Below are 14,720 nucleotides of genomic sequence, written 5' to 3'. Positions count from 1 at the left end.
GAGAAAACTATCAGTCGCTGGCAACGACGTCACGCATCCAGCCGGCTGAACACCAGCGTGGCGTTGGTGCCGCCGAAGCCGAAGGAGTTCGACAGCACGGTGCCGATCTTGACGTTGTCGATGCGCTTGCGAACGATCGGCATGTCGGCGAACACGGGATCGAGCTCCTGGATGTGGGCGCTCTCGCAGATGAAGCCGTTGTTCATCATCAGAAGCGAATAGATCGCCTCCTGCACGCCGGTCGCGCCGAGGGAGTGGCCGGTCAGCGCCTTGGTCGCCGAGATCGGCGGGCACTTCTCGCCCACACCGAACACCTTGCGGAGCGCCTCGATCTCCGGGGGATCGCCGGCCGGGGTCGAGGTCGCGTGCGGGTTGATGTAGTCGACCTTGGTCTTCACGGTGGACATCGCCATGCGCATGCAGCGCTCGGCACCTTCACCGGACGGCGCGACCATGTCGTAGCCGTCGGAGGTCGCGCCATAGCCGACGATCTCGCCGTAGATGCGGGCGCCGCGCGCCTTGGCATGCTCGAGCTCTTCCAGCACCAGCACGCCGGCACCGCCGGCGATGACGAAGCCGTCGCGGTTGACGTCGTAGGGCCGCGAGGCGGTGGCGGGCGTGTCGTTGTATTTCGAGGACATCGCGCCCATGGCGTCGAACAGCACCGACAGCGACCAGTCCAGCTCCTCGCAGCCGCCGGCGAACATGACGTCCTGCTTGCCGATCTGGATCGTCTCATAGGCGTTGCCGACGCAATGGTTCGACGTGGCGCAGGCCGACGAGATCGAATAGTTAACGCCCTTGATCTTGAACCAGGTCGCGAGCGTGGCGGACGCCGTCGACGACATCGCCTTCGGCACGGCGAAAGGTCCGACGCGCTTCGGGCCCTTGGTGCGGGTGATGTCGGCGGATTCGACGATGGTCCGGGCGGAGGGACCGCCGGAGCCCATGATGATGCCGGTGCGGATGTTGGAGACTTCCTCGGGCGACAGGCCGGAGTCCTGGATGGCCTGCTCCATCGCGATGTGGTTCCACGCCGCGCCCTGTCCGAGGAAACGCATGGCGCGGCGGTCCACCACCGTCGCGGGATCGATCGTCGGCGCACCCTGCACCTGCGAACGGAAGCCGAGCTCGGCATATTTCTCCGCCCGCGAAATGCCCGACTTCGCCTCGTGGAGGCTCGCAAGCACTTCCTGGGTGTTGTTTCCGATGGACGAGACGATGCCCATCCCGGTGACCACAACCCGCCTCATGACAGCCTCGCCTAAATCGTTGTCTTTCTTGGTGACGCGCTCAGCCCAGGTTCGTGCCCTGCTTGAAAAGCCCGACCTTCAGATCCTTGGCGCGATAGATAATCTGGTCATCGACCGAAAGCCACCCGTCGGCGATACCGAGCACCAGCTTTGAGCGCATCACGCGTTTGATATCGACGTTGTACACAACCTTGCGGGCTTCGGTCAGCACCTGGCCGCCGAACTTGAGCTCGCTCAGACCGAGCGCACGGCCGCGACCCTCACCACCGATCCAGCCGAGATAAAAGCCGACCATTTGCCACAGTGCGTCCAGGCCGAGGCAGCCGGGCATGACCGGGTCGTTCTTGAAGTGGCAGCCGAAGAACCAGAGATCAGGCTTCACGTCGAGCTCGGCGCGCACCAGCCCCTTGCCGAATTCGCCGCCGTTTTCGGTGATCTCCGTGATGCGGTCGAACATGAGCATCGGAGGCAGCGGCAATTGGGCATTGCCCGGGCCGAACATCTCGCCACGAGCGCACGCCAGCAGATCTTCATATTCGTAACCGTTGCGCCTGTTCAACATGCACTAGCCTCTGTTCAAATGCCGATTGAGCGGCGTTTTTGGCGAAAATGGGCCCCGTTGGATTCGGAAAGCAACGCCAATTGCCATCGTCCGGCGCAGCCATCACGAGTCCGGTTGGACTGCGGAGCCAAGCCTCACTCACCTGGCTGCGCCAAAATCGGCTAAGCGGAACCGCGGGCTCTCTAACACAGGCCATTTCGGGTGGCAAAGCGCCGTCATGACGGTAAAATGACGGGGGGACCGCCCGGTTCCTGTCCGAGGCCTGATTAGAACCTCTCTAGTTGCGAGAAACTTGCATCTGCATCTATCTCTCCTTATATTGCAGAGAGATAGTGTTCACGCGTGCCCGAAATCAGGAAATGAGCGAATTTAACGCGCCCCATCACGACGACGAGGCCCACACCGCGGCCCTCCTGTCCGGACGCCAGCCGGCTCTCACCGGCTGCCCCTGGCACGACGTCAACGAAATGTTGCAGTCCGCCGGCCTGCGTCCGACGCGTCAGCGCATGGCCCTCGGCTGGCTGCTGTTCGGCAAGGGCGCTCGCCACCTCACGGCTGAAATGCTGTATGAGGAAGCGACGCTGGCCAAGGTTCCGGTCTCGCTCGCGACCGTCTACAACACGCTGAACCAGCTCACGGACGCCGGGTTGCTGCGTCAGGTCAGCGTCGACGGCACCAAGACCTATTTCGACACCAACGTCACCACCCATCACCACTACTACCTCGAGAACAGCCACGAGCTGGTCGACATCGAGGACCCGCATCTGGCGCTGTCGAAGATGCCGGAAGTGCCCGATGGATACGAGATCGCCCGCATCGACATGGTCGTGCGCCTGCGCAAGAAGCGCTGAGATCGATCCGAAATCGCTGATGATCGTCGTGGCCGGGCTGATGCCCGGCCATCGTCGTTTTGGCGCGTCATCCCGACCTGCGGGGAGCACCGAACCCGGAGGCCGGAGATTCCTCAGGTGCGCAACTGCGCGCCAAAGTTGGATGCCTTGTATTGTCCGGGACGATCCCCGAGAGGTCAGTTGACCTGCTCGTCCGAATACACGCCCCAGAGGCGCTCCTGCTGGATCCAGCCGTCGAAGCCGTTGCCGGTGACGTGGCACCAGCTCGCATTGCATTTCTTCACCTGGGTGACGACGCCAGCCTGGAGCTTTGCTGCAACTGCGCTATCGGGATCGGCCCGATCGTAGATCGGCGCGAGTTCGTCCTTGTGCTTCATCGTCACCACCGCAGTGCGGCGGCCCGACAGCAGCGAGTGATAGACCCAGCCCTCGGCGCCTTCGGAATCGCGCACCCTGCGCCAGTTCTCGAACTCCGCGGTGATTTCGACCGGCAGGCCGGCGCGGGTATAGACCCACGCCACGTCGTTATCCTTGGTCGGGCCGGCGCGAACGTTCACATGATCCGACTTGAGGCTGACATAGCGCGGCACCGGCAGCCCGCTCGCGGTCTGGGGGGTGCTGTCCTTCGCCGAATGTCCGGGGCTGACCGAGGCACTCATCCAGGTGCAAACGAGCGCCATCACCGAACAAAAACGCCCCAACGCCATCAACCCGTCTCCTGTCGAAGACCCGGCCGAGCCTGGTCCTCACCCCGAATTCAACAACCCGCCGTGCAAGCGTCCGACCCGCCCCACGCGGGTGCTCCCGAACCGGTTCCGCAAGCCAAGCCCGTGGTTCTTGTCTTGGCCCGGCCTTCTGCTAGAGAGGACGGACACTTGAACAACCAGTTTGCCCCGATTTTCCGGCCGGAAACGTCGGGAGAGCTTGCAGGAAACGCCGGGGACGACACGGCAAGGGCAGTGTCGAACAACCGGGTTAATGAGGCCTCAACGGCCGGCCTTTGGCGACAGAGGCGGCCTGCAACGCCTCATGAGAGCAGAACATGTCGGTGAAGAAAAAGCCCCTCGTCGTGGTGACGCGCAAGCTGCCCGATTCGATCGAGACGCGGATGCGCGAGCTGTTCGACGCGCGGATCAATCTCGACGACACGCCGATGTCGGCAGAGCAGATCGCGGAAGCCGCGCGCACGGCCGACGTGCTGGTTCCGACCGTCACCGACCACATCACCGCCGACATCGTCAACCAGCCCGACTGCAAGCTGCGCCTGATCGCGAATTTCGGCAACGGCGTCGACAACATCGATGTCGAGGCGGCACACGCCCGCGGCATCACCGTCACCAACACGCCGAAAGTTCTGACCGAAGACACTGCCGACATGACCATGGCGCTGATCCTGGCCGTGCCGCGCCGGATGATCGAAGGCTCAACGGTCCTGACCGAAGGCAAGCCCTGGGCGGGCTGGTCGCCGACCTGGATGCTCGGCCATCGCATCGGCGGAAAGCGCCTCGGCATCATCGGCATGGGCCGCATCGGCCAGGCGGTGGCGCGCCGCGCCCGCGCCTTCGGCCTGCAGATCCACTATCACAACCGCCGTCCCGTCGCGCCGAAGATCGCCGAAGAGCTCGGCGCGACCTATTGGGAAAGCCTCGACCAGATGCTGGCGCGGATGGACATCATCTCGGTGAACTGCCCGCACACGCCGGCGACCTATCATTTGCTGTCGGCACGCAGGCTGAAGCTGATCCGGAAAGAGGCCTATATCGTCAACACCGCGCGCGGCGAGGTGACCGACGAAGACACGCTGATCAAGCTGATCGAAGCCGGCGAGATCGGCGGCGCCGGGCTCGACGTCTACGAGCATGAGCCGGCGGTCAATCCGAAGCTGGTGAGGCTCGCAAGGGCAGGCAAGGTGACGTTGCTGCCGCACATGGGCTCGGCCACCATCGAGGGCCGCGTCGAGATGGGCGAGAAGGTGATCATCAACATCCGCACCTTCCTCGACGCCCACAAGCCGCCGGACCGCGTGCTCCCGAGCATGCTCTAGTTTTCGATCCGCTGAGCAGCAGCCCTTTCTTCCTCATCCTGAGGAGCCCGCGAAGCGGGCGTCTCGAAGGATGGCCACGGGCAAGAAGCCCGGTCGTCATAAAACGGTGCAAAGCCGTCGTCGGGCCGCGCCCTGCGCGGACCCGGTGACGCCTCGTCACGATGAGGATCTAGGATCGCGGCGCGTGTCGCTTGCGCCAGTCTGCGACGAAATCGATGAAGGCGCGCAGCGCCGGCGGGACCTGGCGCCGACTCGGATAGTACAGGAACGGTCCGGGGAACGGCTCGCACCAGTCTTCCAGCAAACTCACCAGCGCCCCGGACTTCAGGGCGTCGCGCACGTAGCCATCGAGCGTCGCCCAGACGCCGACGCCGTCGATTGCCGCGCGCATGGCGAGGCTGATGTTGGTCGAGATCAGCTTCGCCGGCGGATCGACCTTCATGATCTGTCCGCGCTTCTCGAACTCCCAATCGGTGATCACGCCGTTCGAATAGCGGGCGCGAACGCAGTCATGGTCGAGCAGATCTTTCGGATGCCGCGGCGTACCCCGGCGCGCGACATAAGCAGGCGAGGCGACGACGACATATTTCTGCGGCCCGCTCAGCGGGATCGCGACCATGTCCTGGGCGAGATGCTCGCCGTAGCGCACGCCGGCGTCGTAACCCGCGCTGACGATGTCGACGAAGCCGCTTTCGGAAACGATGTCGAGGACGATCTGAGGATGCGCCGCCAGGAACGGGCCGACCATCGGCGCCAGCACCAGATCGACCGCCGGCGGCGGCGCGTTGATCCGCAGCCGGCCCGATGCCACCTCGCGCAGGCCGCGGACCTGATCGAGGGCTTCGCCGACGTCCTGTAGCGCCGGGGCCACGCGCGAGAGCAGCAACTCGCCCGCCTCGGTCAGCGTCACGCTGCGGGTGGTTCGGTTCATCAGGCGGACGCCGAGACGCTCCTCCAGATCCCGCAATCTCTGGCTAAGGCTCGACACCGACACGCGAATATCCTGCGCCGCGCGCCGGAAATTGCGGGTCCGGGCGACCGCCACGAAGGCATCGAGATCGCGCAGGTCAGGCTCACTCATTGTTCGATATCCTGAACAAGCCATTCGACATTGTCCAGCTTATCGAAGCAATCAAACCGGCTCATATCTGCCCTCGTCATGCGGCGCAATCAGCCTGCCGCCCTTCGAGGAGAGCCACTATGGAACAGCGCAAACTCGGTTCAACCGGCCCCACCGTCTCCGCCCTCGGGCTCGGCTGCATGGGAATGTCCGAGGTGTACGGCCCCGCCGATCGCAGCGAGAGCATCGCCACGGTCCATGCGGCCCTCGACGCCGGCATCACGCTGCTCGACACCGGCGATTTCTACGCCATGGGCCACAACGAGATGCTGGTGCGCGAGGCGCTGAAGGACGTCGCACGCGACAAGGTCCAGATCAGCGTCAAGTTCGGCGCGCTGCGCGGTCCCGCCGGCGAGTTCGTCGGATACGACTCGCGGCCGGCCGCGACGCGGAACTTCCTCGCCTACTCGCTGCAGCGGCTCGGCACCGACCATATCGACATCTACCGTCCCGCGCGGCTCGATCCGAACGTTCCGATCGAGGAGACGATCGGGGGCATCGCCGAGTTGGTGAAGGCGGGCTATGTCCGGCACATCGGCCTGTCCGAGGTCGGCTCCGACACCATCCGCCGCGCGCACGCCGTGCATCCGATCGTCGATCTCCAGATCGAATATTCGCTGATCGAGCGCGGTATCGAACGTGATATCCTCAAGACCTGCCGTGAGCTCGGCATCGGCATCACCGCATACGGCGTGCTGGCACGCGGCCTGATCAGCGGCCATTGGTCGAAAGAGTCCGGCAAGCTCGGCAGGGACTACCGGCTGATGACGCCGCGCTTCCAGGGCGCCAATCTCGACGCCAATCTCGCGCTGGTGGAGCAGCTCCGCGCGATCGCCAGCGAGATCGGCGCCACACCGGCGCAGGTCGCGATCGCCTGGGTGGCAGCGCAAGGCCGGGAGATCGTGCCGCTGGTCGGCGCCCGCACCCGCACCCGTCTCACCGAGGCGCTCGGCGCGGCAAAGGTGACGCTGACGGAGGCTCATCTCGCGGCACTGGCGAAAACCTTCCCGCCGGACGTCGCCGCCGGCACGCGCTATGCGGCCGAGCAGATGGCGCATCTGGACAGCGAGAAGCCGGCCACGACCAGGTAGCGACAATCAGGTGCGATGGGCTCTCAGGTCGGTGATGACCGGCCCATCGCCGTTGAGCGGATTGGCCGGATCGCGCGCGTAGCGCAAGGTCTCGAAGCGCATCGCGCGTGCATCGATCATCAGGAGGCGGCCGACCAGGCCGTCGCCGAATCCGACGATTTCGCGGATCGCCTCCAGCGCCATCATCGAGCCGAGCACGCCCGCCAGCGCCCCCATGACACCGGCCTCAGCGCAGGCCGGAACCGTGCCGGGTGGCGGCGCCTCCGGAAACAGGCAGCGATAGGTCGGATTGAATTCACCGGCGTCATTCTTCTCATGCGCGCGGATCGTGGTGAGCGAAGCGTCGAAAGTCCCCAGCGCAGCGGTGATCAGCGGCTTCTTCGCGAAGAAGCACGCGTCCGAGACGAGATAGCGCGTCGCGAAATTGTCGGAGCCGTCGAGCACGAGATCGTAGTCGCCGATCAGCGAAAGCGCGTTGTCGGCGTTGAGCCATGTGGCGTGTCCGACAAAACGGACATGCGGATTGAGCGCCGTGATCCGCTCGGCGGCGCTCTCGACCTTGTGGCGGCCGATGTCCGGCGTCGTGTGGATGACCTGACGCTGAAGATTGGACAACGAGACCACGTCGTCATCGACCACGCCGAGCGTGCCGACACCGGCTGCGGCCAGATACATCAGGGCCGGCGCACCGAGCCCGCCGGCGCCGATCACCAGCGCTGAGGCCCGCTTCAGCGCGGCCTGCCCGGGTCCACCGACGTCGCGCAGCACGATATGACGGGCATAGCGTTCGAGTTCGTCCGGGCTCAGCATCGTCGTCCGTTCTCCTACCAAGCCCTTCGCCTCTCAACCCTCATGGTGAGCGCGGAACGCGCGTCTCGAACCATGAAGGCCCGATATCGCCCCGCAGCCATCCTTCGAGACGCGGCCAAGACGCCGCTCCTCAGGATGAGGGCCTGTGTATGCGGCTCGGCTACTCGCCTGAACCAGCCCGAGATTGTTCGCGACCAACGAGATGTGCTTCAATGGCACCGCGTTCAATGGGCTGGCTGGATTTGTCATGAGATCGATGCTTGCGGCAACACTGATGTTGGCGGCGACAGCCGGCGCGAATGCCCAGACCACACCGCAGGCCCCCGGCACCAAACCCAAGACGGTCCAGACAACTACGGCTCGCCCCGCGGTGCAGACGCCGTCGGCGACCGCCGACGGCATGACGCAGCCGGAGCGGCTGTCGCTGCAGTCCGACCTCGCCTGGGTCGGCGAATATAACGGCGCCATCACCGGCGACGTCAGCGAGCGCATGGTCAACGCCATCAAGGAGTACCAGAAGAACAAGGGCGGCAAGCCGACCGGCGTGCTCAATCCGCAGGAGCGGATCGCATTGGCCGAGACCGCGCGGCGCAAGCAGGAGAATGTCGGCTGGAAGGTCGTGACGGACCCGCCCAGCGGCGCGCGGCTCGGCATCCCCGGCAAGCTGGTGCCGCAGCAGGTGACGGATGCCGGCGGCTCGAAATGGAGCTCGCCGACCGGAACGGTGCAGGTGCTGTTCAGCCGCCGCAAGGAGGCGAACCCGACCGCCGCAAAGCTCGCCGACGCCGAGAAGAAGGAGCCGGCCGGACGCAAGATCGACTACACCGTGGTGAAGCCCGACTTCTTCGTGCTGTCCGGATTGCAGGGCCTGAAGAAATTCTACGTGCGCGGCACCTTCAAGGGCGACGAGGTTCGCATCATGACGATCCTCTACGACCAGGCGACCGAGAATACGGTCGAGCCGGTCGTGATCGCGATGTCGAGTGCGTTCAATGCGTTTCCGGCGGGACCGCAGGCCGGTCCGCCGCCGCGCAAGACCGTCGAATACGGCACCGGCATCGTGGTGAGCGACGACGGCGCGATTCTCACCGACCGCCTCGTCACCGACAGCTGCCTTGCGATCACGATCGGCGGTTACGGCAGCGCCGACCGCCTCGCCGAGGACAGGGAGCACGATCTCGCGCTCTTGCACATCTACGGCGCGCGCGGCCTCAAGCCGCTCGGCCTGACGGGCGGCACGGGGAAGACGACTGTCGATGTCGTCGGCATCGCCGATCCGCAGAACCAGGCCGGCGCGGCCGGTGTCTCGAGCCTCAAGGCGACACTGTCTGCGGCTACAGGCAGCGATGCCGCGCTGTCTCCGCCGCCCGCGGTCGGATTTTCCGGCGCGCCGGCCATCGACGGCGACGGCAAATTCGCCGGCATCGCACTGCTGAAACCGGCGATGGTCGCGGGACCTGCGACGACGGTTCCGGCATCGCAAGCCGTGATGGTCTCCGCGGACATTGTGCGCGATTTCATGAAAGCCAACGGCGTCGCGCCGAACGGGACGTCGTCGGATGCGAAGGCTGCCGTCGTGCGCGTGATCTGCGTCAGGAAGTGACGACCGATCGTCGTCATTGCGAGAGCAGCAAAGCTCCCGCAATGACGTTCACTTCTGACATTTCGGACACCAGAAGGTCGACCGGCCGTTCTGGGTGAAGCGCTTCACGGTGCCGCCGCAACCCGACGTCGTGCATGTCTCGCCTTCGCGGTCATAGACCTTGAAGGAGTGCTGGAAATAGCCGAGCTCGCCCGAAGTCTGGCGATGGTCGCGCAAGCTGGAACCGCCGGCCTTGATGGCGTCGTTGAGCACGGTGTGGATCGCGCCAACCAGTCTCTTCGCGTGATCCGTCGGCTCGCCCTTCCTGGTCGACAGCGTCGCGGCGATCCGCCGCGGCGACAGATGCGAGCGATGCAATGCCTCGCAGACATAGATGTTGCCGAGTCCCGCCACCACGCGCTGGTCGAGCAGCGCCGCCTTCAGGCTGGTCGTCTTGCCGGCACAGGACTGCGCCAGCATCGCCGCATCGAATTCGTTGCCGAGCGGCTCGGGACCCAGCCCGCGAAGCAGCGGCTCCTCATCGAGCGCATCGCGCGCAATCACTTTCATGTAACCGAAACGGCGTGGGTCGTTGAAGACGATGTCGGCGCCGGAGGACATCCGAAACAGCACGTGGTCGTGCGTCGAATCCTTGCCGCGGGGATAGTGAAACTCGCCCGGCTGCACGTCGTTGTCCGGCTTGATCACGCGGAAGGAGCCGGACATGCCCAGATGCATCAGCAGGACATCGCCGGAGGCGAGATCGGCCATGAGATATTTTGCCCTTCGGCCCAGCCCCGTGACGACCTGCCCCTTGAGGCGGGCCACGAAATCCGGCTGAAAGGGAAAGCGCAGATCGGGCCTGCGGGCCTCCGCGACGAGGATCTTTGCACCCTCCATGACGGGCTGAAGGCCGCGGCGGACGGTCTCGACTTCGGGCAATTCAGGCATGGTCAGGCATTCACCTTATGAGGGCGGTGTGATAGCGCCATTGCGGCGGCCGCGCTATGGTCCGCCTCGCGGAGTAGAGTAATGGATCGGCCGGGCGAAACCACGCATTTTGGCTTCAGGGACGTTCCCCTGGGGGACAAGCAGACGCTGGTGAACGACGTGTTTCACAGCGTGGCCTCGCGCTATGACCTGATGAACGACCTGATGTCCGGTGGCCTGCACCGGGTCTGGAAGGACATCATGATCAACGCGCTCGACCCGCCGAGGAGCGATCGGCCGTTCGCATTGCTGGACGTTGCCGGCGGCACTGGCGACATCTCGTTCCGCGCCGCCAAGGCGGCCGGCGCCGGCTTCCACGCCACCGTCTGCGACATCAACACCGACATGCTGGCCGTGGGCCGGGAGCGCGCCGCAAAGCGGCATCTCGACACCCAGGTCGACTTCGTCGAAGGCAATGCCGAGGCGCTGGCCTTCGCCGACCGCAGCTTCGACGCGTATACGATCGCTTTCGGGATTCGCAACGTGCCGCGGATCGATCTGGCGCTGCGCGAGGCCTATCGTGTGCTCAAGCCGGGCAGCCGCTTCCTTTGCCTGGAGTTCTCCACCGTCGAGATGCCCGGGCTCGATCGCATCTATGACCTGTTCTCGTTCAAGGTGATCCCGCCGCTCGGCCGCATGGTGACGGGCGATGCCGAGTCCTACCGATATCTCGTCGAATCGATCCGCCAGTTTCCGAAGCCCAACGCTTTCGCCGACATGATCCGCGACGCCGGCTTCGCCCGCGTAAGCTGGCAGACACTGTCCGGCGGCATCGTCGCACTGCATTCGGGCTGGCGTTTGTGATCTCTGCCATCACTCACATCGCGCGCCTGATGCGCGCTGCGTTCGTTTTCGCGCGCGAAGGCGTATTCGGCTCCGTCGATCCGAGCCTGGTGCCGCCGCCCGGACAGCTCGCGCTCAAGCTTGCGCGCCTCGTCGAGCGGCGCGGCCCCAAGGACGGACCGCGGCTATCGCGCGCGCTGACGCGCATGGGGCCGGCCTATCTCAAGCTCGGACAGTTCCTGGCGACGCGCCCGGACGTTGTCGGCGTCGTCATGGCGCGCGACCTCGAAAGCCTCCAGGACCGGCTGCCGCCGTTTTCGCAGGCGGAAGCGGAAGCAGCGATCGCGACCTCGCTGGAGAGGCCGCTGACGGATGTGTTCGTGAGCTTCAGCACGCCGGTCGCCGCCGCCTCGATCGCACAGGTGCATCGCGGCGAAGTGCTGCGCGACGGCATCCGCAAGCCGGTCGCGATCAAGGTGCTGCGACCCAACGTCGCCGCGCGCTTCCGCCGTGATCTCTCGGATTTCTTCTTCGTCGCGCACAAGGCGGAAGCCTATTCGGCCGAAGCGCGGCGGCTGCGCCTCGTCGAAGTCATCAACACCATGTCGCGTTCGGTCGCGATGGAGATGGATCTGCGGCTCGAGGCCGCGGCGCTGTCGGAGATGGCGGAGAACACGCGCGACGATCCCGATTTCCGCGTTCCGACCGTCGACTGGGATCGCACCACGCACAACGTGCTGACGATGGAGTGGATCGACGGCATCGCGCTGAACGACCACAAGCGCCTCGCGGAGGCCGACGTCGACCTGCCCGATCTCGGCCGCAAGGTCATCCAGAGCTTCCTCCGGCACGCGCTGCGCGACGGCTTCTTCCATGCCGACATGCATCCCGGCAACCTGTTCCTGGACGACGCCGGACGCCTCGTCGCGGTCGATTTCGGCATCATGGGCCGGCTCGGCATGAAGGAGCGGCGCTTCCTCGCGGAGATCCTGCTCGGCTTCATCACGCGCGATTACCGCCGCGTCGCCGAGGTGCATTTCGAAGCTGGCTACGTTCCCGCGCACCATTCGGTCGAGAACTTCGCGCAGGCGATCCGCGCCATCGGCGAGCCGATCCACAACCGCACCGCCGAGGAGATCTCGATGGCGCGGCTGCTCACGCTGCTGCTCGAGGTCACCGGCCTGTTCGACATGACGACGCGGCCCGAATTGATCCTGCTGCAGAAGACCATGGTGGTGGTCGAGGGCGTGGCGCGCGGCTTCGATCCCAAGCTCGACATCTGGAAGATCGCCGACCCCGTCGTGCGCGAATGGATCGAACGCAATCTCGGCCCGATCGGCCGGGTGCAGGGCGCGCTTTCGGGTGGCGGCGACCTCGCCCGCGTCCTGATGCGGCTGCCCGAGATCGCCGCCCGCTCCGTCGCCGTGCTGGAGCAGCTGGAGACCATGTCGCGGGAAGGCCTGAGGCTGTCGCCCGACAGCATCGCGGCGATGGCCCGCACCGAGAGCCGCAAGAACCGATGGCGTACCGTGGCGCTCTGGATCATCGCCGCCACCTTCATCGGCATCCTGATCGCCGTCCGGAATCTTTGATTGCACTGCAATCATGCGAGTGATAGCATCGCTATCATTTCGTGCTGGAGGGCGTCATGGCAAGCCTGACCATCCGCAAGCTCGACGACGCCGTCAAAGCCTACTTGCGGCTGCGCTCGGCCAAGAATCACAGGTCGGTCGAGGAAGAGGTCCGGGTCATCCTCCGGGAGCTGATCGAGGGCCGGGAAGAGCCGCTGACGCCGTTTGCGGCGCCGGCCATGGCATCCGCCAGCCCTGCCGCCCAGCGCACCAGCAGCGTTCCCGAGGCCAGCGTCACCCTGATCATCGGCGGCGGAATCGCCGCCTACAAATCGCTCGACCTGATCCGGAGGCTGAAGGAGCGGCGCATCGAGGTCCGCTGCGTGCTGACCCAGGCGGCGCAGCAATTCGTCACGCCGCTGGCCGTGAGCGCCCTGTCTCACGAGCGCGTCCATACCGACCTGTTCGATCCCCAGAGCGAGTTCGACGCAGGCCATATCCGGCTGGCGCGCGACTGCGAACTGATCGTGGTGGCCCCCGCCACGGCCGACCTGATGGCGAAGATGGCCAACGGCCATGCCGACGACCTCGCCAGCGCGATCCTGCTCGCGACCAACCGCAAGATCCTGCTCGCGCCGGCGATGAATCCGCTGATGTGGAACAACGCGGCGACGCGGCGCAACGTCGCGCAGCTCCAGCGCGACGGCGTCGTGCTGATCGGACCGAATTCGGGCGAGATGGCCGAAGCGGGCGAGGCCGGCGTCGGCCGCATGTCCGAGGCGATCGAGATCGCCACCGCCGCCGAGCGCCTGCTGCGGCCGCCGGTGCCGCGCCCGCTCGCCGGCAAGCGCGTGCTGATCACAGCAGGCCCGACACATGAGCCGATCGATCCGGTGCGCTACATCGCCAACCGCTCCTCCGGCAAGCAGGGCTTTGCGATCGCCGCCGCCGCGCAAGCCGCGGGCGCCGAGGTGATCCTGGTGAGCGGCCCCGTCGATCTCGGCGATCCCGCGGGCGTGACGATGAAGCACGTCGAATCGGCGCGGCAGATGCTGGAACAGGTGCAGGCCGCGCTCCCCGCCGACATCGCGATCTTCGCCGCCGCGGTCGCCGACTGGCGGGTCGCCAATGAGGGCGAGCAGAAGCTGAAGAAGACCTCGGCCGGCATGCCGCCGCTGCAGCTCGTCGAGAACCCCGACATCCTCGCCACGATCTCGAAGCTGACCGACAAGCGCCCGCCGCTGGTGATCGGTTTCGCCGCCGAGACCGAACATCTCATCGACAACGCGAAATCCAAGCTGGCCCGCAAGGGCTGCGACTGGATCGTCGCCAACGACGTCTCGCCCGCGACCGGCGTCATGGGCGGCGACCGCAACACCGTCCACCTCATCAGCCGCAAGAACGGCGAGAAGGACGGCGAGATCATTGTTGATTCCTGGCCCGTGATGACCAAGGAACAGGTCGCCATCGAACTGGTCGGGCATATCGCCAAGAGCGTGACCGACAAATCCCGGGAGCCGGCATCTTGAGCACGAAAGTCACGGTCGAACTGCAGCGCCTCGCTCATGCCGAAGGCCTGCCGCTGCCGGCCTATCAGACCGCCGAGGCCGCCGGCCTCGACCTGATGGCCGCGGTTCCGGACGGCGAGCCGCAGACGCTCGCGCCCGGCCAGTATGCGCTGGTGCCGACGGGCCTTGCGATCGCGCTGCCGCCCGGACACGAGGCCCAGGTGCGGCCGCGCTCGGGCCTTGCCGCCAAGCACGGCGTCACCGTGCTGAACTCGCCGGGCACGATCGACGCGGACTATCGCGGCGAGATCAAGGTCATCCTGATCAATCACGGCGCCGCGCCGTTCGTGATCAAGCGCGGCGAGCGCATCGCGCAGATGGTGATCGCGCCCGTGGTGCAGGCCGCGCTGGTTCCGGTCGCGACATTGTCGGAGACCGACCGCGGCGCCGGCGGCTTCGGCTCGACCGGTCGCTGACGCGCCACGGCTCCTGCCGAATCACCCGACGAGCCAGGCGGACTGGAACCACGCAGCCGGCATTTTTTCGGAAGCCCCT

14 protein-coding genes are annotated in these 14,720 nt (G+C 65.8%); 8 read left to right on the top strand and 6 right to left on the bottom strand.

What is annotated here, in order from left to right; all coding sequences use genetic code 11:
• Positions 1–29: 29 nt before the first annotated feature.
• Both fabB and fabA read right to left on the bottom strand, forming a co-directional pair.
• The gene (gene fabB, locus QM712_RS28965; protein ID WP_415026578.1) at positions 30–1,253 is read right to left on the bottom strand and encodes a beta-ketoacyl-ACP synthase I; all 1,224 of its coding nucleotides are present in this window, start codon (positions 1,251–1,253) and stop codon (positions 30–32) included.
• A gap of 40 nt (positions 1,254–1,293) precedes the next feature.
• On the bottom strand, positions 1,294–1,815 hold the full coding sequence (gene fabA, locus QM712_RS28960; RefSeq protein WP_415026577.1) for a bifunctional 3-hydroxydecanoyl-ACP dehydratase/trans-2-decenoyl-ACP isomerase: 522 nt from the start codon (positions 1,813–1,815) through the stop codon (positions 1,294–1,296).
• 359 nt (positions 1,816–2,174) lie between these two features.
• Here fabA and irrA point away from each other — a divergent pair, with 359 nt between their 5' ends.
• Complete coding sequence (irrA, locus tag QM712_RS28955; RefSeq protein ID WP_415026576.1) at positions 2,175–2,666, top strand: iron response transcriptional regulator IrrA; 492 nt, start codon at positions 2,175–2,177, stop codon at positions 2,664–2,666.
• Between the two features lie 176 nt (positions 2,667–2,842).
• Here the strand turns inward: irrA and QM712_RS28950 are convergent, their stop codons facing one another.
• Positions 2,843–3,373: an SH3 domain-containing protein gene (locus tag QM712_RS28950; protein ID WP_415026575.1), complete on the bottom strand. Its 531-nt coding sequence runs from the start codon at positions 3,371–3,373 to the stop codon at positions 2,843–2,845.
• A 335-nt stretch (positions 3,374–3,708) separates the two neighbouring features.
• On the opposite strand from QM712_RS28950, the gene QM712_RS28945 reads away from it, so the two are divergent.
• Entirely contained in the window at positions 3,709–4,710 is a 1,002-nt protein-coding gene (locus tag QM712_RS28945) for a 2-hydroxyacid dehydrogenase (RefSeq protein WP_415026574.1), read from the top strand.
• 169 nt (positions 4,711–4,879) lie between these two features.
• Here the strand turns inward: QM712_RS28945 and QM712_RS28940 are convergent, their stop codons facing one another.
• The gene (locus QM712_RS28940) at positions 4,880–5,791 is read right to left on the bottom strand and encodes a LysR family transcriptional regulator (RefSeq protein WP_415026573.1); all 912 of its coding nucleotides are present in this window, start codon (positions 5,789–5,791) and stop codon (positions 4,880–4,882) included.
• A 119-nt stretch (positions 5,792–5,910) separates the two neighbouring features.
• Here QM712_RS28940 and QM712_RS28935 point away from each other — a divergent pair, with 119 nt between their 5' ends.
• Positions 5,911–6,921 (top strand): aldo/keto reductase, encoded by a 1,011-nt coding sequence (locus tag QM712_RS28935; RefSeq protein WP_415026572.1) that lies wholly within the window; start codon positions 5,911–5,913, stop codon positions 6,919–6,921.
• Positions 6,922–6,927: 6 nt separating this feature from the next.
• Here the strand turns inward: QM712_RS28935 and QM712_RS28930 are convergent, their stop codons facing one another.
• Positions 6,928–7,731 (bottom strand): HesA/MoeB/ThiF family protein, encoded by an 804-nt coding sequence (locus QM712_RS28930; RefSeq protein WP_415026571.1) that lies wholly within the window; start codon positions 7,729–7,731, stop codon positions 6,928–6,930.
• A 247-nt stretch (positions 7,732–7,978) separates the two neighbouring features.
• Between QM712_RS28930 and QM712_RS28925 the strand changes: the two genes are divergently transcribed.
• Entirely contained in the window at positions 7,979–9,334 is a 1,356-nt protein-coding gene (locus QM712_RS28925) for a serine protease (RefSeq protein WP_415026570.1), read from the top strand.
• Between the two features lie 48 nt (positions 9,335–9,382).
• Here QM712_RS28925 and mutM read toward each other — a convergent pair whose 3' ends face one another.
• The gene (mutM, locus tag QM712_RS28920) at positions 9,383–10,264 is read right to left on the bottom strand and encodes a bifunctional DNA-formamidopyrimidine glycosylase/DNA-(apurinic or apyrimidinic site) lyase (protein WP_415026569.1); all 882 of its coding nucleotides are present in this window, start codon (positions 10,262–10,264) and stop codon (positions 9,383–9,385) included.
• Between the two features lie 81 nt (positions 10,265–10,345).
• Between mutM and ubiE the strand changes: the two genes are divergently transcribed.
• Genes ubiE through dut form a run of 4 tightly spaced genes read left to right on the top strand, consistent with a single transcriptional unit; the run spans position 10,346 to position 14,641 of the window.
• Entirely contained in the window at positions 10,346–11,107 is a 762-nt protein-coding gene (gene ubiE / locus QM712_RS28915) for a bifunctional demethylmenaquinone methyltransferase/2-methoxy-6-polyprenyl-1,4-benzoquinol methylase UbiE (RefSeq protein WP_415026568.1), read from the top strand.
• Entirely contained in the window at positions 11,104–12,678 is a 1,575-nt protein-coding gene (gene ubiB / locus QM712_RS28910) for a 2-polyprenylphenol 6-hydroxylase (protein ID WP_415026567.1), read from the top strand. The genes ubiE and ubiB overlap by 4 nt, the downstream gene beginning before the upstream one ends.
• Positions 12,679–12,734: 56 nt before the next feature.
• Positions 12,735–14,186: a bifunctional phosphopantothenoylcysteine decarboxylase/phosphopantothenate--cysteine ligase CoaBC gene (coaBC, locus tag QM712_RS28905; RefSeq protein WP_415026566.1), complete on the top strand. Its 1,452-nt coding sequence runs from the start codon at positions 12,735–12,737 to the stop codon at positions 14,184–14,186.
• A complete protein-coding gene (dut, locus tag QM712_RS28900; RefSeq protein ID WP_415026565.1) occupies positions 14,183–14,641 on the top strand; it encodes a dUTP diphosphatase in 459 nt (152 codons plus the stop codon). The genes coaBC and dut overlap by 4 nt, the downstream gene beginning before the upstream one ends.
• Positions 14,642–14,720 lie beyond the last annotated feature (79 nt).

Origin of the sequence: Bradyrhizobium sp. (assembly GCF_047605465.1) — a bacterium.
GTDB lineage: Bacteria > Pseudomonadota > Alphaproteobacteria > Rhizobiales > Xanthobacteraceae > Bradyrhizobium.
This window is presented reverse-complemented; position numbering and strand designations above follow the sequence as displayed.